Origin of the sequence: Kineococcus sp. NBC_00420, assembly GCF_036021035.1 — a bacterium.
GTDB lineage: Bacteria > Actinomycetota > Actinomycetes > Actinomycetales > Kineococcaceae > Kineococcus.
In genome coordinates this window covers 4,480,322-4,496,450 of the sequence record NZ_CP107930.1, presented here as the reverse complement: position 1 = coordinate 4,496,450, position 16,129 = coordinate 4,480,322, and the positions used below count along the sequence as shown (strand labels likewise).

Genomic DNA, 16,129 nt, shown 5'->3' with positions numbered 1-16,129 from the left:
GATCGCGGACCGGGCGGGTGGTCAGGCGGGTTCGCCGATGCTGCCGGCCTCGGCGGCCGCCGCGAGGTCCATCCAGCTGACCTCCCAGACGTGACCGTCGGGGTCGCGGAAGCTGGTGCCGTACATGAAGCCGAGGTCCGTGGCCGGGCCGTAGACGGACCCGCCGTTCGCCAGCGCCTTGGCCACGAGGTCGTCGCACTCCTGGCGGGAGTCGGCCGAGAGCGCGAGCATGTACTCGGTCGTCCCTGCGGGGGCGGACTCCGAGTGCAGGAAGTCCTTCCAGCGCGAGGGCTCGTGGACGAGGACGAAGATGTTCTCCTCGATCACGATGCAGGCCGTGTCGTCGCTCTCGAACTGCGGGTTCGGCGCGAACCCGAGCGCGGAGAAGAAGGCCTTGGAGGCCTCCTTGCTCGCGACCGGCACGTTGAGGAAGGCCATGCGCATGAGTGCTCCCGGGGTCTGAGGCCGTCTGTCCGGCCTTCTCGATCCTTCGACCTCAGACTGCCCGAGAACTCATCGCCGTGTCAGAGGTTCGGGAACCAGAGGCCGATCTCGCGGGCCGCGGACTCCGGGGCGTCGGACCCGTGGACGAGGTTCTGCTGGACCTTCAGGCCCCAGTCCCGGCCCAGGTCGCCACGGATGGTGCCCGGCGCGGCGGTCGTCGGGTCGGTGGTGCCGGCCAGCGAGCGGAAGCCCTCGATGACGCGGTGGCCCTCGACGACCGCGGCGAGCACCGGGCCGGAGAGCATGAACTCCACGAGCGGTTCGTAGAACGGCTTGCCCTGGTGCTCCTCGTAGTGACCGGCGAGGAGTTCCGGGGTCGCGGTCCGCAGTTCGACGGCGACCAGGGTGTAGCCCTTGGCCTCGATGCGCCGCAGCACCTCCCCGGAGAGGTTGCGCCGCACGCCGTCGGGCTTCACGAGGACGAGGGTCCGCTGCAGGTTCGTTTCAGTCGCCACGGCAACGACCCTAGTGGACCGACCCATCCGGGCGGCCGACGGCTCCGAACCAGGACCGTGGACTGTCCGGCCACCCTGGTCGTGGTCCCGGCTCACGGGCGGAGCGCCGTGATCGGGTCGCTCCGGCGCGTCCTGGCCGCGGCCCCCGTCGAGGTGCTCGTGGTGCTCGAGGAGGACGACCACGCGGTCACCGACCTGGTCGAGGAGTTCGCCCGCAGCCACCTCGAGGTGCACCTGCTGCACCGGCGCCGCGGGAAGGGGGTGGGCACGCCCCAGCGGGAGGGACTCCTCTGGGGTCTCGAACGCGGCTACCAGGTCCTCGTGACGATGGACCTGGCCCACCCCGCCGAGCGGCTCCCGGCGGTGCTCGCCGCGCTGGAGGACGCCGACCTCGTGCTCGGCTCCCGCCACCTCGCCGCCCCCACCACCCTCGCCGTGGCCGACGACCACCGGCTGGGTCCGCTGGTGTCACGCGCGGGGAACGCGTGCCTCGCCGCAGTCCTGCGACTCCCGGTGCGCGACGTCACCACGGGGTTCCGCGGGTTCCGCCGCGAGGTCCTGCTCGGCATCGGGATCAGCGCCCTCACCTCGCGGGGCTCCTCCTTCCGCATCGACACCACCCACCGGGCCCACCAGGGCGGGTACCGGCTGGTCGAGGTCCCCGTGGTCGTCCCCGGCGAGCGCGGCGCCACCGCGGCCGGTGTCCGGGAGGTGCTGACGACGGCGATGACGACGGCGATGACACGACTGCGCGCCAAGCCGTGCCGACGTGGCCCGGTCCGGCTCCCGGAGCGCTCGACGCGGGTCGGTGGTCTGCGCTGAACTGAGGACGTGTACCGCGAACGTGCGTCGCTGGTCCCCGGCGCCCGGGTCTGGTCGAGCAGCGCCGCCGACCGTTCGAGCGGACTCGTGCTGCCCGACGGCTGCATCGACCTGCTCTGGCGGGCGGAGGGAGGCGACGGCGAACTGCTGGTCGCCGGCCCGGACACCCGGGCCCAGACGGTGGAAGGGGACCCGGCGGTGCGCTGGACGGGACTGCGCTTCGCCCCCGGCCACGCACCGTCGTTCCTCGGCGTGCCGGGCGACGCGCTGCGCGACGCGCGGGTCCCCCTCGCCGACCTCTGGGGTCCCGTGCGAGCACGGGACCTCGTCGAGCGGGTCGCGCGCGCCGTCCACGCGGGGGCGGCGCTGGAGGAGATCGCGGCGCAGGCTCCCCCGCGCGACCCCGCCACGGTCGCGACGGTCCAGCTGCTGGCGGGCGGGGGCAGCGTCGCCGAGGTCGCCGACGCGCTGGGCCTCGGGGTGCGCACGCTGCACCGGCGCAGCCTCGCCGCCTTCGGCTACCCGCCCCAGGTGCTCGCGCGGGTCCTGCGCCTGCAGCACGCGGTGGCGGGGTTGCGCTCGGGGCTCAGCGCGTCCCGGGTCGCGCAGGAGGCCGGGTTCGCCGACCAGGCGCACCTCGCGCGCGAGGTCCGGGCCTTCACGGGGACCTCGCCGCGGTCGTTTCAGCCCAGGGCGGCGAACAGGTCGACCGAGCCGCCGTCGGGGTCGAGGACCACGGCGTAGCGCTGGCCCCACACCGCGTCGAAGGGGGCCAGGTGCGCCGGCGCCCCCGCGGCCGTGAGGTCCGCGAACACCTGGTCGACGCCCGCGGGGCTGGCGCAGTCGAAGGCGAGGGCACCGCGGTTCCCACCCCGGGCGGGCTCGAAGCCGGGGTCGAAGGACCGCAGGACCTCCTCGGTGTCCCAGGCCAACCGCAGACCACCCGGCAGGGTGACCTCGACGTGCGGTTCGGCGTCCGCCGTCGCGGGCAGGTCGAGACCGAGCCGGCGGTAGAAGGCCAGCGCGCGGGCCATGTCGGCGACGACGAGGCCGACGAGGTCGAGCCGGGGGACGACGATCGGTGTGCTCATGGCGACGAACCTGCTGCACGCCGAGCGGGGTGTCTTGAACGGATCGGACACGGTGCCAGGATGTGGGCCCCGTTGCGAGGAAGGGATCCGCTGTGCCGCTGCGTCACGACCGTGAGGACACCACCGCCCAGGAGGAGGCGCTGCGCGCCGCCCGCGACGAGGCCGCGACGGTGATGGCCGAGCTCGCCGCCGAGGCGAGGTCGCTCGGCAAGGCCTACGCCGGCCGCTCCGCCCGGATCCCCGACGGGTCCGCGCTGGCCGGGCTGATCGACGCCGCCCGCCGTGCGGAGGAGGACGTGGACATCGCCGCGCACGACCTCGCGACCGCCCGCGGCGAGGACGCCTGACCGCTCTCGGGGTGCGGTGAGGCAGGTGCGGCAGGAAGATCGACGACGGGCTCCGGCCGGGGCGCCACGCGCACCCTGAGAGGACCCCCATGTCGCAGCAGGACGCGAGCGGTTCCGCCCGCGACAGCGAGGAGCAGCAGCACGCGACCACCAAGGTCGTGCTGATCTCGATCGTGGCCGCCATCGGCGGTTTCCTCTTCGGTTTCGACACCTCCGTCGTCAACGGGGCCGTCGACGCGGTCACCGAGAAGTTCGCCCTGTCCGGGTGGCTCTCCGGTTTCGCCGTCTCCTGCGCCCTGCTCGGTGCGGCCGTCGGGGCCTGGTTCGCGGGCCGCATCGCCGACCGGTTCGGCCGCAAGTCCGTGATGGTCATCGGCGGGGTCCTCTTCGCCGTCGGGGCCGTCGGCTCGGCCTTCGCCTTCGCGGTGTGGGACCTCATCCTCTGGCGCGTCGTCGGTGGTCTCGGCGTCGGCGTGGCCTCCGTCATCGCCCCGACCTACATCGCCGAGGTCGCCCCCGCCTACCTCCGAGGTCGCCTCGGGTCCCTGCAGCAGCTGGCCATCACCGTCGGCATCTTCGCCGCCCTGCTCTCCGACGCCTTCATCGCCAACACCGCCGGTGACGCGTCGCAGACGACGTGGCTGGGCTGGGAGGCCTGGCGCTGGATGTTCGTCGTCGGCGTGATCCCGTCCGCGGTCTGGGCGTTCCTGGCCCTGCAGGTGCCGGAGTCGCCGCGCTACCTCATCGCCCAGGGCGAGACGCAGAAGGCGACCGAGGTGCTGCGCGAGGTCCTCGGCAACCGCAGCCTGGAGGCCCTGCAGCGCAAGGTCGCCGAGATCAAGAACTCGATGAAGCGCGAGGACGACCCCAGCCTGCGGGACCTGCGCGGGCCGCGGTTCGGTCTGCTGCCCATCGTCTGGGTCGGCATCCTGCTCTCGGTGTTCCAGCAGGCCGTCGGGATCAACGTGATCTTCTACTACTCCACGACGCTGTGGAAGGCCGTGGGCTTCGAGGAGTCGCAGGCCCTCACCACCTCGGTCATCACCTCCGTGACCAACGTCGTCGTGACGTTCATCGCCATCGCGACCGTCGACAAGATCGGGCGCAAACCGCTGCTCACCATCGGGTCGGCGGGGATGTTCGTCTCCCTGGCCGTCATGGCCGTCACGTTCTCGCAGTCGGTCGGCAGCGGGGACGACGTGAGCCTGCCGGGCCACTGGGGCATCGTCGGCATCGTCGCCGCGAACGTCTACGTCATCTCCTTCGGCGCGACGTGGGGTCCGGTCGTGTGGGTCCTGCTCGGGGAGATGTTCCCCAACAAGATCCGGGCCGCGGGCCTCGCCGTCGCCGCGGCCGCGCAGTGGCTGGCGAACTTCGCCGTCTCCACCAGTTTCCCGTCGCTGGCGAAGCTCGGCCTGCAGTACGCCTACGGCCTCTACGCCGTCATCGCCCTGCTGTCCTTCGTGTTCGTCCGCCGCGCCGTGCAGGAGACGAAGGGTCGCGAACTCGAGGACATGGACGAGGCCGCCACCGCGCGCTGACGCCGACCTCCCCCTCCCGATCTGTGATCTCGCCGGGGTCCCGCGGGACCACGGGTCGGGAGGGGTGGTGGTCAGGGGTTGTCCGCCAGGCGGCGGGCGACCTCGTCCTTCTCACGGTCGACGCGAGCACCGATGCGCAGCGCGAAGAACCAGATGACGGCGAAGGCGACCCCGATGCCGAACATCATCGGCACCACGAACCCGCCCGCGATCATCACGGCCTGCAGGACCCAGCCGAGCGCGTACCCGGCGCGGGAACGGAGCATCCCCGCGCACAGCACGCAGAGCAGCATGAGGACGCCGCCCACGACGAGGTAGCTGGTGTGGCGCTGGCCGATCGGTTCGAGGGCGAACGCGACGAGGGTCGCGAAGAACACCAGCATCGCCTCGCAGATCAACGTCGTGGCGGCGAACATCCGCTTCGTGGACCGTCTCACTGCGTCCTCCTCCCCAGCAGCGCGCGGGCGTCCCCGACGAGGACGACCGAACCCGCGACGACGATCCCGGCACCGGAACCGCCCATGCCACCGCCGGCGCCCGACTCCGACTCGGCCAGGTCGACGGCGGTCGCGATCGCCTCGTCCAGGCGTTCCACGACGTGGACCCGGTCCTCGCCGAACACGTCCTCGGCGATCTCACCGAGTTCGGCGGGTTCCAGCCCGCGGGGGGAGCTCGACCGGGTCACGACGACCTCGGCCAGGACGGGTTCGAGCGCGCTGAGCACTCCCTCGACGTCCTTGTCCCCCATGATCGCGATGACCCCGACGAGGCGGCTCAGCGTGAAGGCCTCGGCGATGCCGACGGCCAGGGCCTGCGCACCCGCCGGGTTGTGCGCGGCGTCGGCGAGGATCAACGGCGAGTTCCGCAGCACCTCCATCCGCCCCGGTGAGGTGACGTCGGCGAACGCGGCCTCGACCAGACCCGGTATGAGGGTCCCGCCCGGCATGGCCAGCAGGGCCTCGACCGCGCTCAGCGCCGTCACGGCGTTCTCGGCCTGGTGCACCCCGTGCAGCGGGAGGAAGACGTCGGTGTAGGTACCGCCGCGGGTGCGCAACGACACGAGCTGCCCGCCGTGGGCCAGGGTCCGTTCCTCGATCCCGAAGTCCATCCCCTCCCGCACGACGTTCACGCGTTCCGCGGCGACCCTGGCCATGAGCACGGCCGCGGCCTCCTCCTCCTGCTTGCCGAGGACGACGATCGAGCCGTGCTTGACGATCCCGGCCTTCTGGCCCGCGATCTCCTCCAGCGTCGACCCGAGCCACGTCTCGTGGTCCATCGACACCGGGGTGATGACGGCGACGTCGGGTTGCACGACGTTCGTGGTGTCCCACGTCCCGCCCAGCCCGGTCTCGATGACGGCGACGTCCACGGGGGCGTCCGCGAAGGCCGCGAACGCCATGAGGGTCAGGACCTCGAAGAAGCTCAGCCGCGGTTCGTCGCGTTCGGCCGCCTTCGCGTCCACGATCGAGACGACCGCTTCGACGTCGTCCCAGGCCCGCACGAACGCCGCGTGGGTGATGGGGTCGCCGTCGACGGAGATCCGCTCGGTGATGTCGACGAGGTGCGGGCTGGTGAACCGGCCCGTGCGCAGGTCGTGCTCGCGGACCAGGCGTTCCACCATCCGCGCCGTCGACGTCTTGCCGTTGGTGCCGGCGAGGTGGACGACGCGGTAGGCGTTCTGCGGATCGCCCAGCAGCGCGCACGCCTCGCGCACGCGCTCCAGGGTCGGGTGGATCCGGTGCTCGGGGTTGCGGGACAGGATCTGCGCCACGACCTCGTCGAAGCGCGGGTCGTCCTCCACCGGCGGTCCGGGGTTCGCGGCCGCGACCGCCGCCCCGGGTTCCCGGGACGGCGGGCGACGGTCCTGCGGGACCCGGCCGCGGCGGAGACCGTCGGTGCCGAACCCCTCCTCACCCTCGTCGTCGTCCGAGAGCGGGCCCATGAGGTCGTCGAGATCCTCGTCCTCGTTCTCGAACGGGTCGAGCGGTCCTTCGCTCATCAGATCGTCTCTGCCTTCTGCACCACGATGCGCACCTCGTGCCCCTCGACCTGCCCCACCAGCGTCGCCGTGCCGGCCGGGACGGCCGCCACGGAACCGCTGGACCCGAACTGCTGCGCCAACGTCTCCTCGACGACGAGGTTCTGGTGGGTCACCAGCGCCTCCCAGACCGGGCCGGCCGCCGCGACCGTCAGCCGGATCCGGTCCGACACGTGCAGACCGGCGTCGCGCCGGGCCTGCTGGACGAGCCGGATCACGTCGCGGGCGATGCCCTCGGCCGCGAGCTCCGGGGTGACGGTCGTGTCCAGCACGACGAAACCCCCACCGGCGAGCGCGGCCGTGGCGAGACCGGAGTCGACGCCCTCCACGACGGTGCTCAGCTCGTACTCGCCCTCGACGAGCTCGATCCCGCCGGCGACGACGGTCCCGTCGGGACGTTCCTCCCACTCCCCGGACTTCGACCCCTTGATCGCCTGCTGCACCTGCTTGCCCAGGCGGGGTCCGGCGGCGCGGGCGTTGACGGTCAGCTTCGCGACGACGCCGTACTCGACGGCCTTCTCGATCGGCCCGAGGGCGACCTCGCGGACGTTGACCTCGTCGGCCACCAGCTGGGCGAACGGCTGCAGGGCAGCCGGATCGGCGACGAGGACCTCGAGGCGGTTCAGCGGCAACCGCACCCGCAACCCGTTGGCCTTGCGCAGCGCCAGCGCGTTGGAGCAGGTCACGCGGGCCTCGTCCATGGCGGCGACGAGAGCCGGGTCGCTGGGCAGGTCCATCGCGTCCGGCCAGTCGGTGAGGTGGACGGAGCGTCCGCCGGTCAGCGAGCGCCAGATCTCCTCGGAGAACAGCGGGAGCAGCGGCGCGAGCATCCGCGTCGTCGTCTCCAGCACCGTGTAGAGGGTGTCGAAGGCGTCCTTGGCCCGGTCGGACTCACCGTCCCAGAACGCCGACCGCGAGCGCCGGACGTACCAGTTGGTGAGGGAGTCCAGGAACTGCCGGGACGTCTCGCAGGCCCCCGCGATGTCGTAGACGTCGAGTTGCGCGGTGACGGCCACGACGGTGTCGTGCAGCTTCGCGAGGACGTAGCGGTCGAGGACGTCGGAGGAGGAGGTCCGCCAGCGGGGGGTGTGGCTGGAGGTCCCGGAGTACAGCTGGAAGAACGAGCAGGTGTTCCACAGCGGCAGCAGGACCTGGCGGACGGAGTCGCGGATGCCCTGCTCGGTGACGATGAGGTTCCCCCCGCGCAGGACGGGGGAACTCATGAGGAACCAGCGCATGGCGTCGGCGCCGTCGCGGTCGAGGACCTCGGAGACGTCGGGGTAGTTGCGCAGCGACTTGCTCATCTTCCGGCCGTCGTCGCCCAGCAGGATGCCGTGGGAGACGGCGGTGCGGAACGCGGGCCGGTCGAAGAGCGCGGTCGCGAGCACGTGCAGCGTGTAGAACCAGCCGCGGGTCTGGCCGATGTACTCGACGATGAAGTCGCCCGGGTAGTGGCTCTCGAACCACTCGGTGTTCTCGAAGGGGTAGTGCACCTGGGCGAAGGGCATCGACCCGGACTCGAACCAGCAGTCGAGCACCTCCGGGACCCGGCGCATGGTCGACTTCCCGGTCGGGTCGTCCGGGTTCGGGCGGGTGAGGTCGTCGATGGTGGGGCGGTGCAGGTCGGCCGGGCGCACGCCGAAGTCGCGCTCGAGGTCGTCCAGCGAGCCGTACACGTCGACGCGCGGGTAGGTCGGGTCGTCCGACATCCACACCGGGATGGGGCTGCCCCAGTAGCGGCTGCGGCTGATCGACCAGTCGCGCGCCCCCTCGAGCCACTTGCCGAAGGAGCCGTGCTTGACGTGCTCGGGGACCCAGGTGATGTCCTCGTTCAGCTCGACCATGCGGTCGCGGATGGCCGTGACCTTGACGAACCAGCTGGAGACGGCGCGGTAGATCAGTGCGTTCCCGCAGCGCCAGCAGTGCGGGTAGGAGTGGTCGTAGGTCTCCAGCCGCAGCAGGAGGGCACCGCTGGGGACCCCGTCGCGCAGGGCGCGGTTGATCTCCTTGTTGGCGTCGAAGACGTGCATCCCGGCGAAGTCGGTGACCTCGGCCGTGAACGTGCCGTTGGAGGCGACGGGCACGACGGGGACGATGCCGGCGGCGTCGGTGACGAGCTTGTCGTCCTCGCCGAAGGCGGGCGCGATGTGCACGATCCCCGTCCCGGAGTCGGTCGTGACGTAGTCCGCGGCCAGGACCTGGTGGGCGTTCTCGCGGCCGGCGAAGTAGTCGAAGGGCGGGACGTAGCGCCGGCCCAGCAGTTCCTCACCGCGGTAGCGGCCGACGACGCGCTCGGCGGCGTCCTCGCCGAGTTCGCGGGCGTAGTGGGAGAGGCGGTCCTCGGCGAGCAGGAACCTGCGGCCCTCGTGCTCACCGGTGCCCGTGACCACGACGTAGCGCAGGTCGGGGTGCACGGCCATGGCGAGGTTGCTCGGGAGGGTCCAGGGGGTGGTGGTCCAGATGAGGGCGAGGACGCCGTCGAGGGCGTCGTGGGACCCGTCGCCCAGCAGGCGGAAGCCGACGGTGACGGCCGGGTCCTGCCGGTTGCGGTAGGTGTCGTCGAGGCGGGTCTCGGAGTTGCTGAGCGGGGTCTCGCAGCGCCAGCAGTAGGCCAGGACGCGGAAGCCCTCGTAGACGAGGCCCTTGTCCCACAACGTCTTGAAGGCCCACATGACCGACTCCATGTAGTCGGTGTCGAGGGTCTTGTAGTCGTTGTCGAAGTCGACCCAGCGCGCCTGGCGGGTGACGTACTCCTCCCACTCCTTCGTGTACTTCAGCACGGAGGTGCGGCAGGCGGCGTTGAACGCGGCGACGCCGAGTTCGTCGATCTCGGACTTGTGGGTGATCCCGAGCTGCTTCTCGGCCTCGACCTCGGCGGGCAGGCCGTGGGTGTCCCAGCCGAAGCGCCGCTCGACCTGGTGCCCGCGCATGGTCTTGTACCGGGGGACGAGGTCCTTCACGTAGCCCGTGAGCAGGTGGCCGTAGTGCGGCAGGCCGTTGGCGAAGGGTGGGCCGTCGTAGAAGACGAACTCGCCCGCAGCGGAGCCCTTGCGGGCGTCGACGCTGGCCTGGAAGGTGCCGTCGGCGGCCCAGGAGTCGAGGATGCGCTGCTCGATCTCGGGGAAGCGGGGGCTGCTGCCGGCCTCGCTGGTGTCCCCGGGGGCCACGGTGGTGGTCTCGTCCGGCGGCGTGACGTCCTGCGACACGTGCGTCTCCTCGACTGATGCTTCCAGCCACGAGGACGACTCCCGCCGGGGCCGGCGGTGCCGCGGTACCACCCCGCTTGCCGTCCCCGACCGCCCCGAAGGACCGACGACGACGACCTCTCGTCCGGCTGTCACGGGCCGCACCCGTCCGGTTCTAGTGAGCCGTCCCACCCGCTGGGTGGTGCGGCCGTTCTTCCGGAGGCTCACCGGTGATGGCCGGATCGATGCCTGTGCGGTCATGGTAACCGTCGCCGAGGTCCAGGTCTTCCCCGTTCGGCACCGGCAGTCACGGATGTCGCGACTCCGGTCACCACCCGTCAAGGGTTGCGTGAGGTGACGTCACTCCGGGTGACGACCAGGGGTCCAAGCGGTCTGTTCATCACCGCAGCGTTACCTCTAGCGGCGGAACGGAGCTGTTGGTGCAGCAATCGGCTACCTAACGTCACTGATGAGCCCCTCGCACTGCACCCCCGAACTCCCCCCGCCCCCGGAGGAACCCCCATGGCCGTCCAAGACCTCGCCCCCCTGCTGGTCCAGCCCGAACCCCGGGTCGTCGAAGGCACCGTCGTGCCGCGCCTGAGCGTGCCGGCTCCCCGGACGAGCATCGCCGACCGGATCGCCGACACCGCGGTGACCGCCCGCCGTGCCCTCGAGGTCACCATCCACCGGCTGCGCTACCGCCCGGCCACCCGCCGCACCGCCAAGATGGCCGTGCTGCTCCCCGCGCACAACGAGGAGCAGGACATCGAGGCGTGCCTGGAGTCGCTCATGGCGCAGTCGCGGACCCCCGACCTCATCGTCGTCGTCGCCGACAACTGCACCGACGCCACCGTGAAGATCGCCAAGCGCTACCGCGGGGTCAAGGTCATCGAGACCGTCGGCAACACCGACGCCAAGGTCGGCGCCCTCGCCACCGGGTACGCGGAGTTCCTGGCCGGCGGCGCCTTCGACGTCATGGTCAGCATGGACGCCGACGTCGTGCTGGACCCCGACTGCCTCGCCGACCTCGAGGCCGAGCTGCTGAAGACCCCCAGCGCCGCCGCCGTGTCGGCGAAGTACCACTTCGCCGAGGGCACCGGCGGCTGGTTCAACCGCCAGCTGGTCCGCGCCCAGAAGATGGACTTCACCCAGTTCCAGGTCCGCGCCAACGAACGTGCCCGCAAGACCACGATCGTCGGCGGTCAGTGCTCGGCCTTCCGCTTCAGCGCCATCGACGAGGTCACCCGCCGCCACCACCGTCCCGCGCCGTGGACGAACGAGACCGCCACCGAGGACGCGCAGCTCGGCCTCGAACTGCAGGAGATCGGCTGGACGACGGTCATGTCGGCCACCGCCCGCGCCCAGGTCGGCGCCATGCCGACCGTCCGCGCCCTCTCGGGTCAGCGCGCCAAGTGGAACGCCGGGCTCATCTCGCTCATGACGAGCATGCCGCTGTCCAAGCGCACCCTGCCGTTCTGGCTGCAGCACATCGGTCTGGGCCTCAACGTCGTCATGCGTCTCGCCTTCGTCGCCCTGCTCGCCGCGTCGCTGTCGGTCTCGCAGTTCGTCTGGTCCTGGTGGTGGATCACCCCGACCGCCCTCGCGGCGCTCTACCAGCTGAAGATGGCCCACCTCTCCCCCCACCGGACCCGCGCCGACTACCTCTTCGCCGTGCTCTGGCTGCCCGGTGAGATGTGGCTGTGGTTCTCCGGCTGGAACACCGCGAAGTCCTGGGTGACCCACCTGCTCGGCAAGCGACGCGACCTCTGGGCCGACCAGGCCGCCGCCGAGGCCGGCAAGCGCAGCGGCAGCGGCGCGGGCGCCCTGCTCGCCACCATCGTCGGCTCCGTCGTCGCGTCCTCCGTCGGCGCCTGGTACTGGCTGACCCAGGCCAGCGTCGAGTTCCAGCGCGTGGTGCTCACCGTCGGCTGGCGCACCCTCGCCGCCGTGACGATCATCGCCAGCGTCCTGCTCGTCATCAAGCTGCTGCGCCCGACCCGCGGGCTCACCGCCTGACCCACCACCCAGAGCGCGGACAGGTCCCCGGACCGGTCCGCGCTCTCGTGCGTCCGGGCTCGGCTCAGGCGACGACGTCGAAGACCAGCACCCCGTCGGTGGGGTGCAGCAGGGGCCCGACGAACTCCTTGAACCGCGCGTGCGCGGGGTCGAGGTGCGCGGGATCGTCCAGGACGGGGGTGCCCACGTAGTAGTTGCGGTCGCCCTCCGAGGCGAACGTCACGACGATGCCGTGGTGGAACGGTGCCGCTCCCTCACCGCTGGCCTGCTCCCCCGCCTCGATCGAGACGACGTAGCGCTCACCGTCGCGCTCGGAGTCCGCGAGCGCCCGGAACCGGCGCAGGACCTCCTGCTGCTGCTCCTCGGTCACGTCGTCGCGGTAGCGGAACAGGACCACGTGACGCACGGTGGCGGGACGGTAGTCGCGGGCGGTGAAGGTGGCCGGGCCGACCTCGGCCAGCTGACGTCTGAGTTCTTCGAGCACGACGGCATGCTGGCACGTCCTCCGCGCGCCGCGAGTGGAACGTCCGGCGGCTCACAGGTGCCTCTGAACACGTCGAACGTTCCACTCCACGGACTGGAGCGCACCGCGTCGCGAAGGGCCCTCAAGGACGCGAAACACTCCCGTCGAGCGGGAAGCGCGTGTCCGCTGGACGCAGACGGGGCCACGGTGTCCGTCGGAGACGTCATCGGGCAGACCCGTCAGGTCGTCGCGAACCTGATCACCGCACTGGCGGCCGCGGGAGCGGAGCTCTCCGACGTGGTGAAGACCACCGTCTACGTCGCGTCCGCGGACCGTGATGACCTCGGCGCGGTCTGGGACGTGGTGCGGACGGCGTTCGGCGACCACGACGCTCCGAGCACGCTGCTCGGCGTCAGCGTGCTCGGCTACCCGGATCAGCTGGTGGAGGTGGAGGCGGTCGCCGTCCTGACGTGAGCGCGGCTACCGGTCCTTGACGTCGGCGAAGGCCGAGGGGGTGCCCAGCCACGACCAGTGCGAGACCGGCCAGACGACGCTGTAGGCGCGACCCACGACGAGGTCGATCGGGACGAAACCGCCGTCGGTGGACCCGGCGTTGTAGCGGGAGTCGCGGGAGTTCTGCCGGTTGTCGCCCATGACCCAGAGCTCCCCGGCGGGGACGGTCACGTCGAAGTCGACCTCGGTGGGTTCGGCGCCGGTGGCGAGGTAGGACGACTCGTCGACGGGCGTGCCGTTCACGGTGATCTCGCTGCCGTCGTCGGTGCCGACGACGTGGTCGCCGGGGAGGCCGATGACGCGCTTGATGAGGTGGTCGTCGGAGTCCTCGGGGAGCAGACCGACGAAGGTCAGGACGTCGGAGACGGCCGTCGCCACCGCACCGCGCTGGACCGTGCTGCCCGGGGGCAGCCAGCCCCCCGGGTCCTGGAAGACGACGACGTCGCCGCGGGCGAGGTCGAAGGGGCCCGGCGTCAGCTTGCTGACGATGACCCGGTCGCCGACGTCGAGGGTCTGCTCCATCGACTCCGAGGGGATGAAGAAGGCCTGGAGGAGGAACGTCTTCACGACGAGGGAGACGACGAGGGCCACCGCCACGACGAGGACGACCTCGCGCACGGCCGCGAAGAGCCGGCCGCCCGCGGACGGCTGCGGTGGCGGCGTCGAGCCCGGAGCGTCGACGTCCTGTTCGGTGCTCATGCGTTCTCCCTCACCCGTGCTCCCCATCCGTGCAGGCCCAGTCAACTGCACGCCCGCCCCAGCGTCACACGCGTGGTCAGTGGGCGATGACCGGACCCGCGTCGGGGTCGAACTGCGGCGCCCCGCGACGCAGCAGCAGACCGGTGGCGAGGGCACCGACCACGAAGATCCCCGAGCAGACCCAGAACGCGACGTGGTAGCTCGACAACGTCGCCTGGGCGAGGTCGGCCGGGGACGGCTCGCCGTCGACGTGGTCGGCGAGGTAGCCCGTCACGGTGCTGCCGGCGAGCGCGGAGAGCAGCGCGGTGCCGATGGACCCGCCGATCTGCTGGACGGTGTTGGCCATCGCGCCCGCGACGCCGGCGTCGGCGGGCTGGACGCCCAGGGTGGCCGTGGCCATCGCCGCGGAGAAGATGAAGCCCAGGCCGACGCCCTCGACGATCAACCCGGGCAGGACGACCGAGGCGTAGTGGGAGTCGACGTCGATGCGGGTCAGCAGGGCCATGCCGAGCGCGGCGAGGACGAGGCCGGTGGGGACGAGGGGCTTGGGACCCACGCGCGGCAGCAGCCGGGCCCCCACGAACGGTGCGGTCACCGAGACGGCACCGATCATCGGCAGGAACGCCAGCCCGGTCTGCACCGGGGTGTACCCGAGCTGCTTGGCCAGGTAGTAGGTGAGGAACAGGAAGACCCCGAACATGCCCGCCCCCACGACGGCCATCGCCAGCAACGACCCACCGCGGTTGCGGTCGAGGACCACGCGCAGCGGCAGCAACGGGTGCGCCGCGCGGGTCTGCCACCAGCAGAACACCACGAGCAGGACGATCCCGGCGACGAGGAACCCCCACGTGCTCGGGGAGGTCCAGCCGTGGGTCTCGGCGTTGCCGAGGCCGTAGACGATCCCGACGAGACCGAGGACGGCGGTCACGGTGCCGAACCAGTCCAGCGGGGCGGGGTTCGCCGACCGCCGGTGCTTGAGCAGCAGGGACGCGGCGACGACGGCCACCACGGCGAGGACGTCGTTGATGTAGAGGCACCAGCGCCAGGACAGGTGCTCGGTGAGCAGCCCGCCCAGGAGCAGCCCGATGCCGCCGCCGGCGCCCGCGACCGCCCCGAAGATGCCGAACGCCTTGGTCCGCTCACCCGGTGCGGTGAAGGTCGTCATGAGCAGCGACAACGCGGCCGGGGCCAGCATCGCGCCGAAGGCACCCTGCAGGGCGCGGGCCACGATGAGCATCCCGAAGCCCTGCGCGAGACCGCCGAGGGCGGAGGCGAGGGCGAAACCCACCAGACCGGTGAGGAACATCGGCTTGCGTCCGACGACGTCGGAGAGGCGGCCCCCGAGCAGCAGCAGACCGCCGAAGGCGAGGGCGTAGGAGGTCACGACCCACTGGCGGTCGTCGTCGGAGAAGCCGAGGGAGGCCTGCGCGGTGGGCAGGGCGATGTTCACGATCGTGGAGTCGAGGACCACCATGAGCTGGGCCAGCGAGAGGACCGCGAGGACGAGCCAGCGCGAACGGTCGGCCGGGGGTGCCGGGACGTCGTTCTCGGGCGAGGTGCGCGGACGCGGCGGCACCGCGCTCGCGGTCTCACGCACCGGGTCGCGGGGCGGGTCTGCCGGGGTGGCCTCGGTGCTCACGAGCTCTCTTCCGTGACGGGGGTCTGCTGGTCTCCGGTTCTGCTTCGGCCGCGCCGCGCGCGAAGTTGAGGCCCGTCCTCCACTTCGTCCGCGGACGTGCCGATGGGCAGGTCGTGAGCACCACCACCCCCGCCCCGGCAGACCGCCCGCTGCGGCGCGACGCCGAGCTGAACCGCCGACGGGTGCTCGACGCCGCCCGGACGGTGTTCGCCACCCGCGGCCTGGTCGCCAGCCTCGACGACGTCGCGCGCCACGCCGGCCTCGGGGTGGGGACGGTCTACCGCCGCTTCCCGGACAAGGACGCCCTGGTCGAGGCGCTCTTCGAGGAACGCATCCGCGAGCTCGTCGACCTCGCGGACAGCGCGGCCGCGGAGGTCGACCCCTGGGACGCCGTCGTGCGCTTCCTCACCGGCGCGTGCGAGCGGATGGCCGCCGACCGCGGGCTGCGCGACGCCGTCCTCTGCGCGGAGCACGGTCGCAGCGGACTCGCCCTGACCCGCGCCGAGCTCGGGCCCCGGTTGCAGGAGCTGGTCCGGCGCGCCCGCTGCGCCGGTCGGTTGCGGCCCGACGTGGAGACGAGCGACCTGGTGGTGCTCCTGAAGTCCGTGCACGTGCTGGACGCCGGCGAGGCCTGGCGCCGCCAGCTCGCCATCGCGCTCGACGGTCTCTGCACCGCCCGTCGCCACCCCACGCCGTTGCCCGGGACCGCGCTGAGCGAGGACGCGTTGCAGGCCGCGCTGTCCGCCGCCCGGGCGATAAGCGGGACTCCCGGTACCGGATAAACCGGACGCCGCGTACGGTGGTGCCCGCCAGCAC

16 protein-coding genes are annotated in these 16,129 nt (G+C 71.8%); 7 read left to right on the top strand and 9 right to left on the bottom strand.

What is annotated here, in order from left to right:
- Positions 1-21: 21 nt before the first annotated feature.
- Positions 22-444 carry a VOC family protein gene (locus tag OG218_RS22090; protein ID WP_442906421.1) on the bottom strand — a complete coding sequence of 141 codons (423 nt, stop codon included), beginning with the start codon at positions 442-444 and terminating at the stop codon, positions 22-24.
- An 80-nt stretch (positions 445-524) separates the two neighbouring features.
- Positions 525-959 carry a nucleoside-diphosphate kinase gene (ndk, locus tag OG218_RS22085; protein ID WP_328295370.1) on the bottom strand — a complete coding sequence of 145 codons (435 nt, stop codon included), beginning with the start codon at positions 957-959 and terminating at the stop codon, positions 525-527.
- A 57-nt stretch (positions 960-1,016) separates the two neighbouring features.
- Here ndk and OG218_RS22080 point away from each other — a divergent pair, with 57 nt between their 5' ends.
- The gene (locus OG218_RS22080; RefSeq protein WP_328295369.1) at positions 1,017-1,781 is read left to right on the top strand and encodes a glycosyltransferase; all 765 of its coding nucleotides are present in this window, start codon (positions 1,017-1,019) and stop codon (positions 1,779-1,781) included.
- A 9-nt stretch (positions 1,782-1,790) separates the two neighbouring features.
- Positions 1,791-2,525: a helix-turn-helix domain-containing protein gene (locus tag OG218_RS22075; protein WP_328295368.1), complete on the top strand. Its 735-nt coding sequence runs from the start codon at positions 1,791-1,793 to the stop codon at positions 2,523-2,525.
- Here the strand turns inward: OG218_RS22075 and OG218_RS22070 are convergent.
- Positions 2,465-2,872: a VOC family protein gene (locus OG218_RS22070; RefSeq protein WP_328295367.1), complete on the bottom strand. Its 408-nt coding sequence runs from the start codon at positions 2,870-2,872 to the stop codon at positions 2,465-2,467. The two genes, OG218_RS22075 and OG218_RS22070, sit on opposite strands and share 61 nt — an antisense overlap.
- Before the next feature lie 92 nt (positions 2,873-2,964).
- On the opposite strand from OG218_RS22070, the gene OG218_RS22065 reads away from it, so the two are divergent.
- Both OG218_RS22065 and OG218_RS22060 read left to right on the top strand, forming a co-directional pair.
- The gene (locus OG218_RS22065; RefSeq protein ID WP_328295366.1) at positions 2,965-3,219 is read left to right on the top strand and encodes a hypothetical protein; all 255 of its coding nucleotides are present in this window, start codon (positions 2,965-2,967) and stop codon (positions 3,217-3,219) included.
- Between the two features lie 89 nt (positions 3,220-3,308).
- A complete protein-coding gene (locus tag OG218_RS22060; protein WP_328295365.1) occupies positions 3,309-4,760 on the top strand; it encodes a sugar porter family MFS transporter in 1,452 nt (483 codons plus the stop codon).
- Positions 4,761-4,831: 71 nt separating this feature from the next.
- Here the strand turns inward: OG218_RS22060 and OG218_RS22055 are convergent, their stop codons facing one another.
- From OG218_RS22055 to ileS, 3 genes are read right to left on the bottom strand one after another with little or no spacing between them, the layout of a single operon-like run.
- Positions 4,832-5,197, bottom strand: a complete 366-nt coding sequence (locus OG218_RS22055) for a DUF4233 domain-containing protein (protein ID WP_328295364.1) — start codon at positions 5,195-5,197, stop codon at positions 4,832-4,834.
- Entirely contained in the window at positions 5,194-6,759 is a 1,566-nt protein-coding gene (locus tag OG218_RS22050) for a bifunctional folylpolyglutamate synthase/dihydrofolate synthase (RefSeq protein WP_328295363.1), read from the bottom strand. The genes OG218_RS22055 and OG218_RS22050 overlap by 4 nt, the downstream gene beginning before the upstream one ends.
- Positions 6,759-9,965, bottom strand: coding sequence for an isoleucine--tRNA ligase (gene ileS, locus OG218_RS22045; protein WP_442906539.1), 3,207 nt, complete (start codon positions 9,963-9,965; stop codon positions 6,759-6,761). The genes OG218_RS22050 and ileS overlap by 1 nt, the downstream gene beginning before the upstream one ends.
- A gap of 540 nt (positions 9,966-10,505) precedes the next feature.
- Here ileS and OG218_RS22040 point away from each other — a divergent pair.
- Positions 10,506-11,999, top strand: a complete 1,494-nt coding sequence (locus OG218_RS22040) for a glycosyltransferase family 2 protein (protein ID WP_328295361.1) — start codon at positions 10,506-10,508, stop codon at positions 11,997-11,999.
- 64 nt (positions 12,000-12,063) lie between these two features.
- On the opposite strand, the gene OG218_RS22035 is transcribed toward OG218_RS22040, so the two are convergent.
- Positions 12,064-12,483: a Dabb family protein gene (locus OG218_RS22035; protein ID WP_328295360.1), complete on the bottom strand. Its 420-nt coding sequence runs from the start codon at positions 12,481-12,483 to the stop codon at positions 12,064-12,066.
- A 6-nt stretch (positions 12,484-12,489) separates the two neighbouring features.
- Here OG218_RS22035 and OG218_RS22030 point away from each other — a divergent pair, with 6 nt between their 5' ends.
- On the top strand, positions 12,490-12,936 hold the full coding sequence (locus OG218_RS22030) for a RidA family protein (protein ID WP_328295359.1): 447 nt from the start codon (positions 12,490-12,492) through the stop codon (positions 12,934-12,936).
- 6 nt (positions 12,937-12,942) lie between these two features.
- On the opposite strand, the gene lepB is transcribed toward OG218_RS22030, so the two are convergent.
- Positions 12,943-13,674: a signal peptidase I gene (lepB, locus tag OG218_RS22025; RefSeq protein ID WP_328295358.1), complete on the bottom strand. Its 732-nt coding sequence runs from the start codon at positions 13,672-13,674 to the stop codon at positions 12,943-12,945.
- A gap of 76 nt (positions 13,675-13,750) precedes the next feature.
- Positions 13,751-15,250 (bottom strand): MFS transporter, encoded by a 1,500-nt coding sequence (locus OG218_RS22020; protein WP_380162174.1) that lies wholly within the window; start codon positions 15,248-15,250, stop codon positions 13,751-13,753.
- 176 nt (positions 15,251-15,426) lie between these two features.
- On the opposite strand from OG218_RS22020, the gene OG218_RS22015 reads away from it, so the two are divergent.
- On the top strand, positions 15,427-16,095 hold the full coding sequence (locus OG218_RS22015; RefSeq protein WP_328295356.1) for a TetR/AcrR family transcriptional regulator: 669 nt from the start codon (positions 15,427-15,429) through the stop codon (positions 16,093-16,095).
- Positions 16,096-16,129: the final 34 nt, after the last annotated feature.

Excerpts from the sequence above, each read along its gene's own strand:
- OG218_RS22030 (WP_328295359.1), top strand. The coding sequence starts at position 12,490 with ATGCTGGCACGTCCTCCGCGCGCCGCGAGTGGAACGTCCGGCGGCTCA.
- OG218_RS22050 (WP_328295363.1), bottom strand. The coding sequence starts at position 6,759 with ATGAGCGAAGGACCGCTCGACCCGTTCGAGAACGAGGACGAGGATCTC.
- OG218_RS22040 (WP_328295361.1), top strand. The coding sequence starts at position 10,506 with ATGGCCGTCCAAGACCTCGCCCCCCTGCTGGTCCAGCCCGAACCCCGG.
- OG218_RS22070 (WP_328295367.1), bottom strand. The coding sequence starts at position 2,872 with ATGAGCACACCGATCGTCGTCCCCCGGCTCGACCTCGTCGGCCTCGTC.
- OG218_RS22060 (WP_328295365.1), top strand. The coding sequence starts at position 3,309 with ATGTCGCAGCAGGACGCGAGCGGTTCCGCCCGCGACAGCGAGGAGCAG.
- OG218_RS22090 (WP_442906421.1), bottom strand. The coding sequence starts at position 444 with ATGCGCATGGCCTTCCTCAACGTGCCGGTCGCGAGCAAGGAGGCCTCC.
- lepB (WP_328295358.1), bottom strand. The coding sequence starts at position 13,674 with ATGAGCACCGAACAGGACGTCGACGCTCCGGGCTCGACGCCGCCACCG.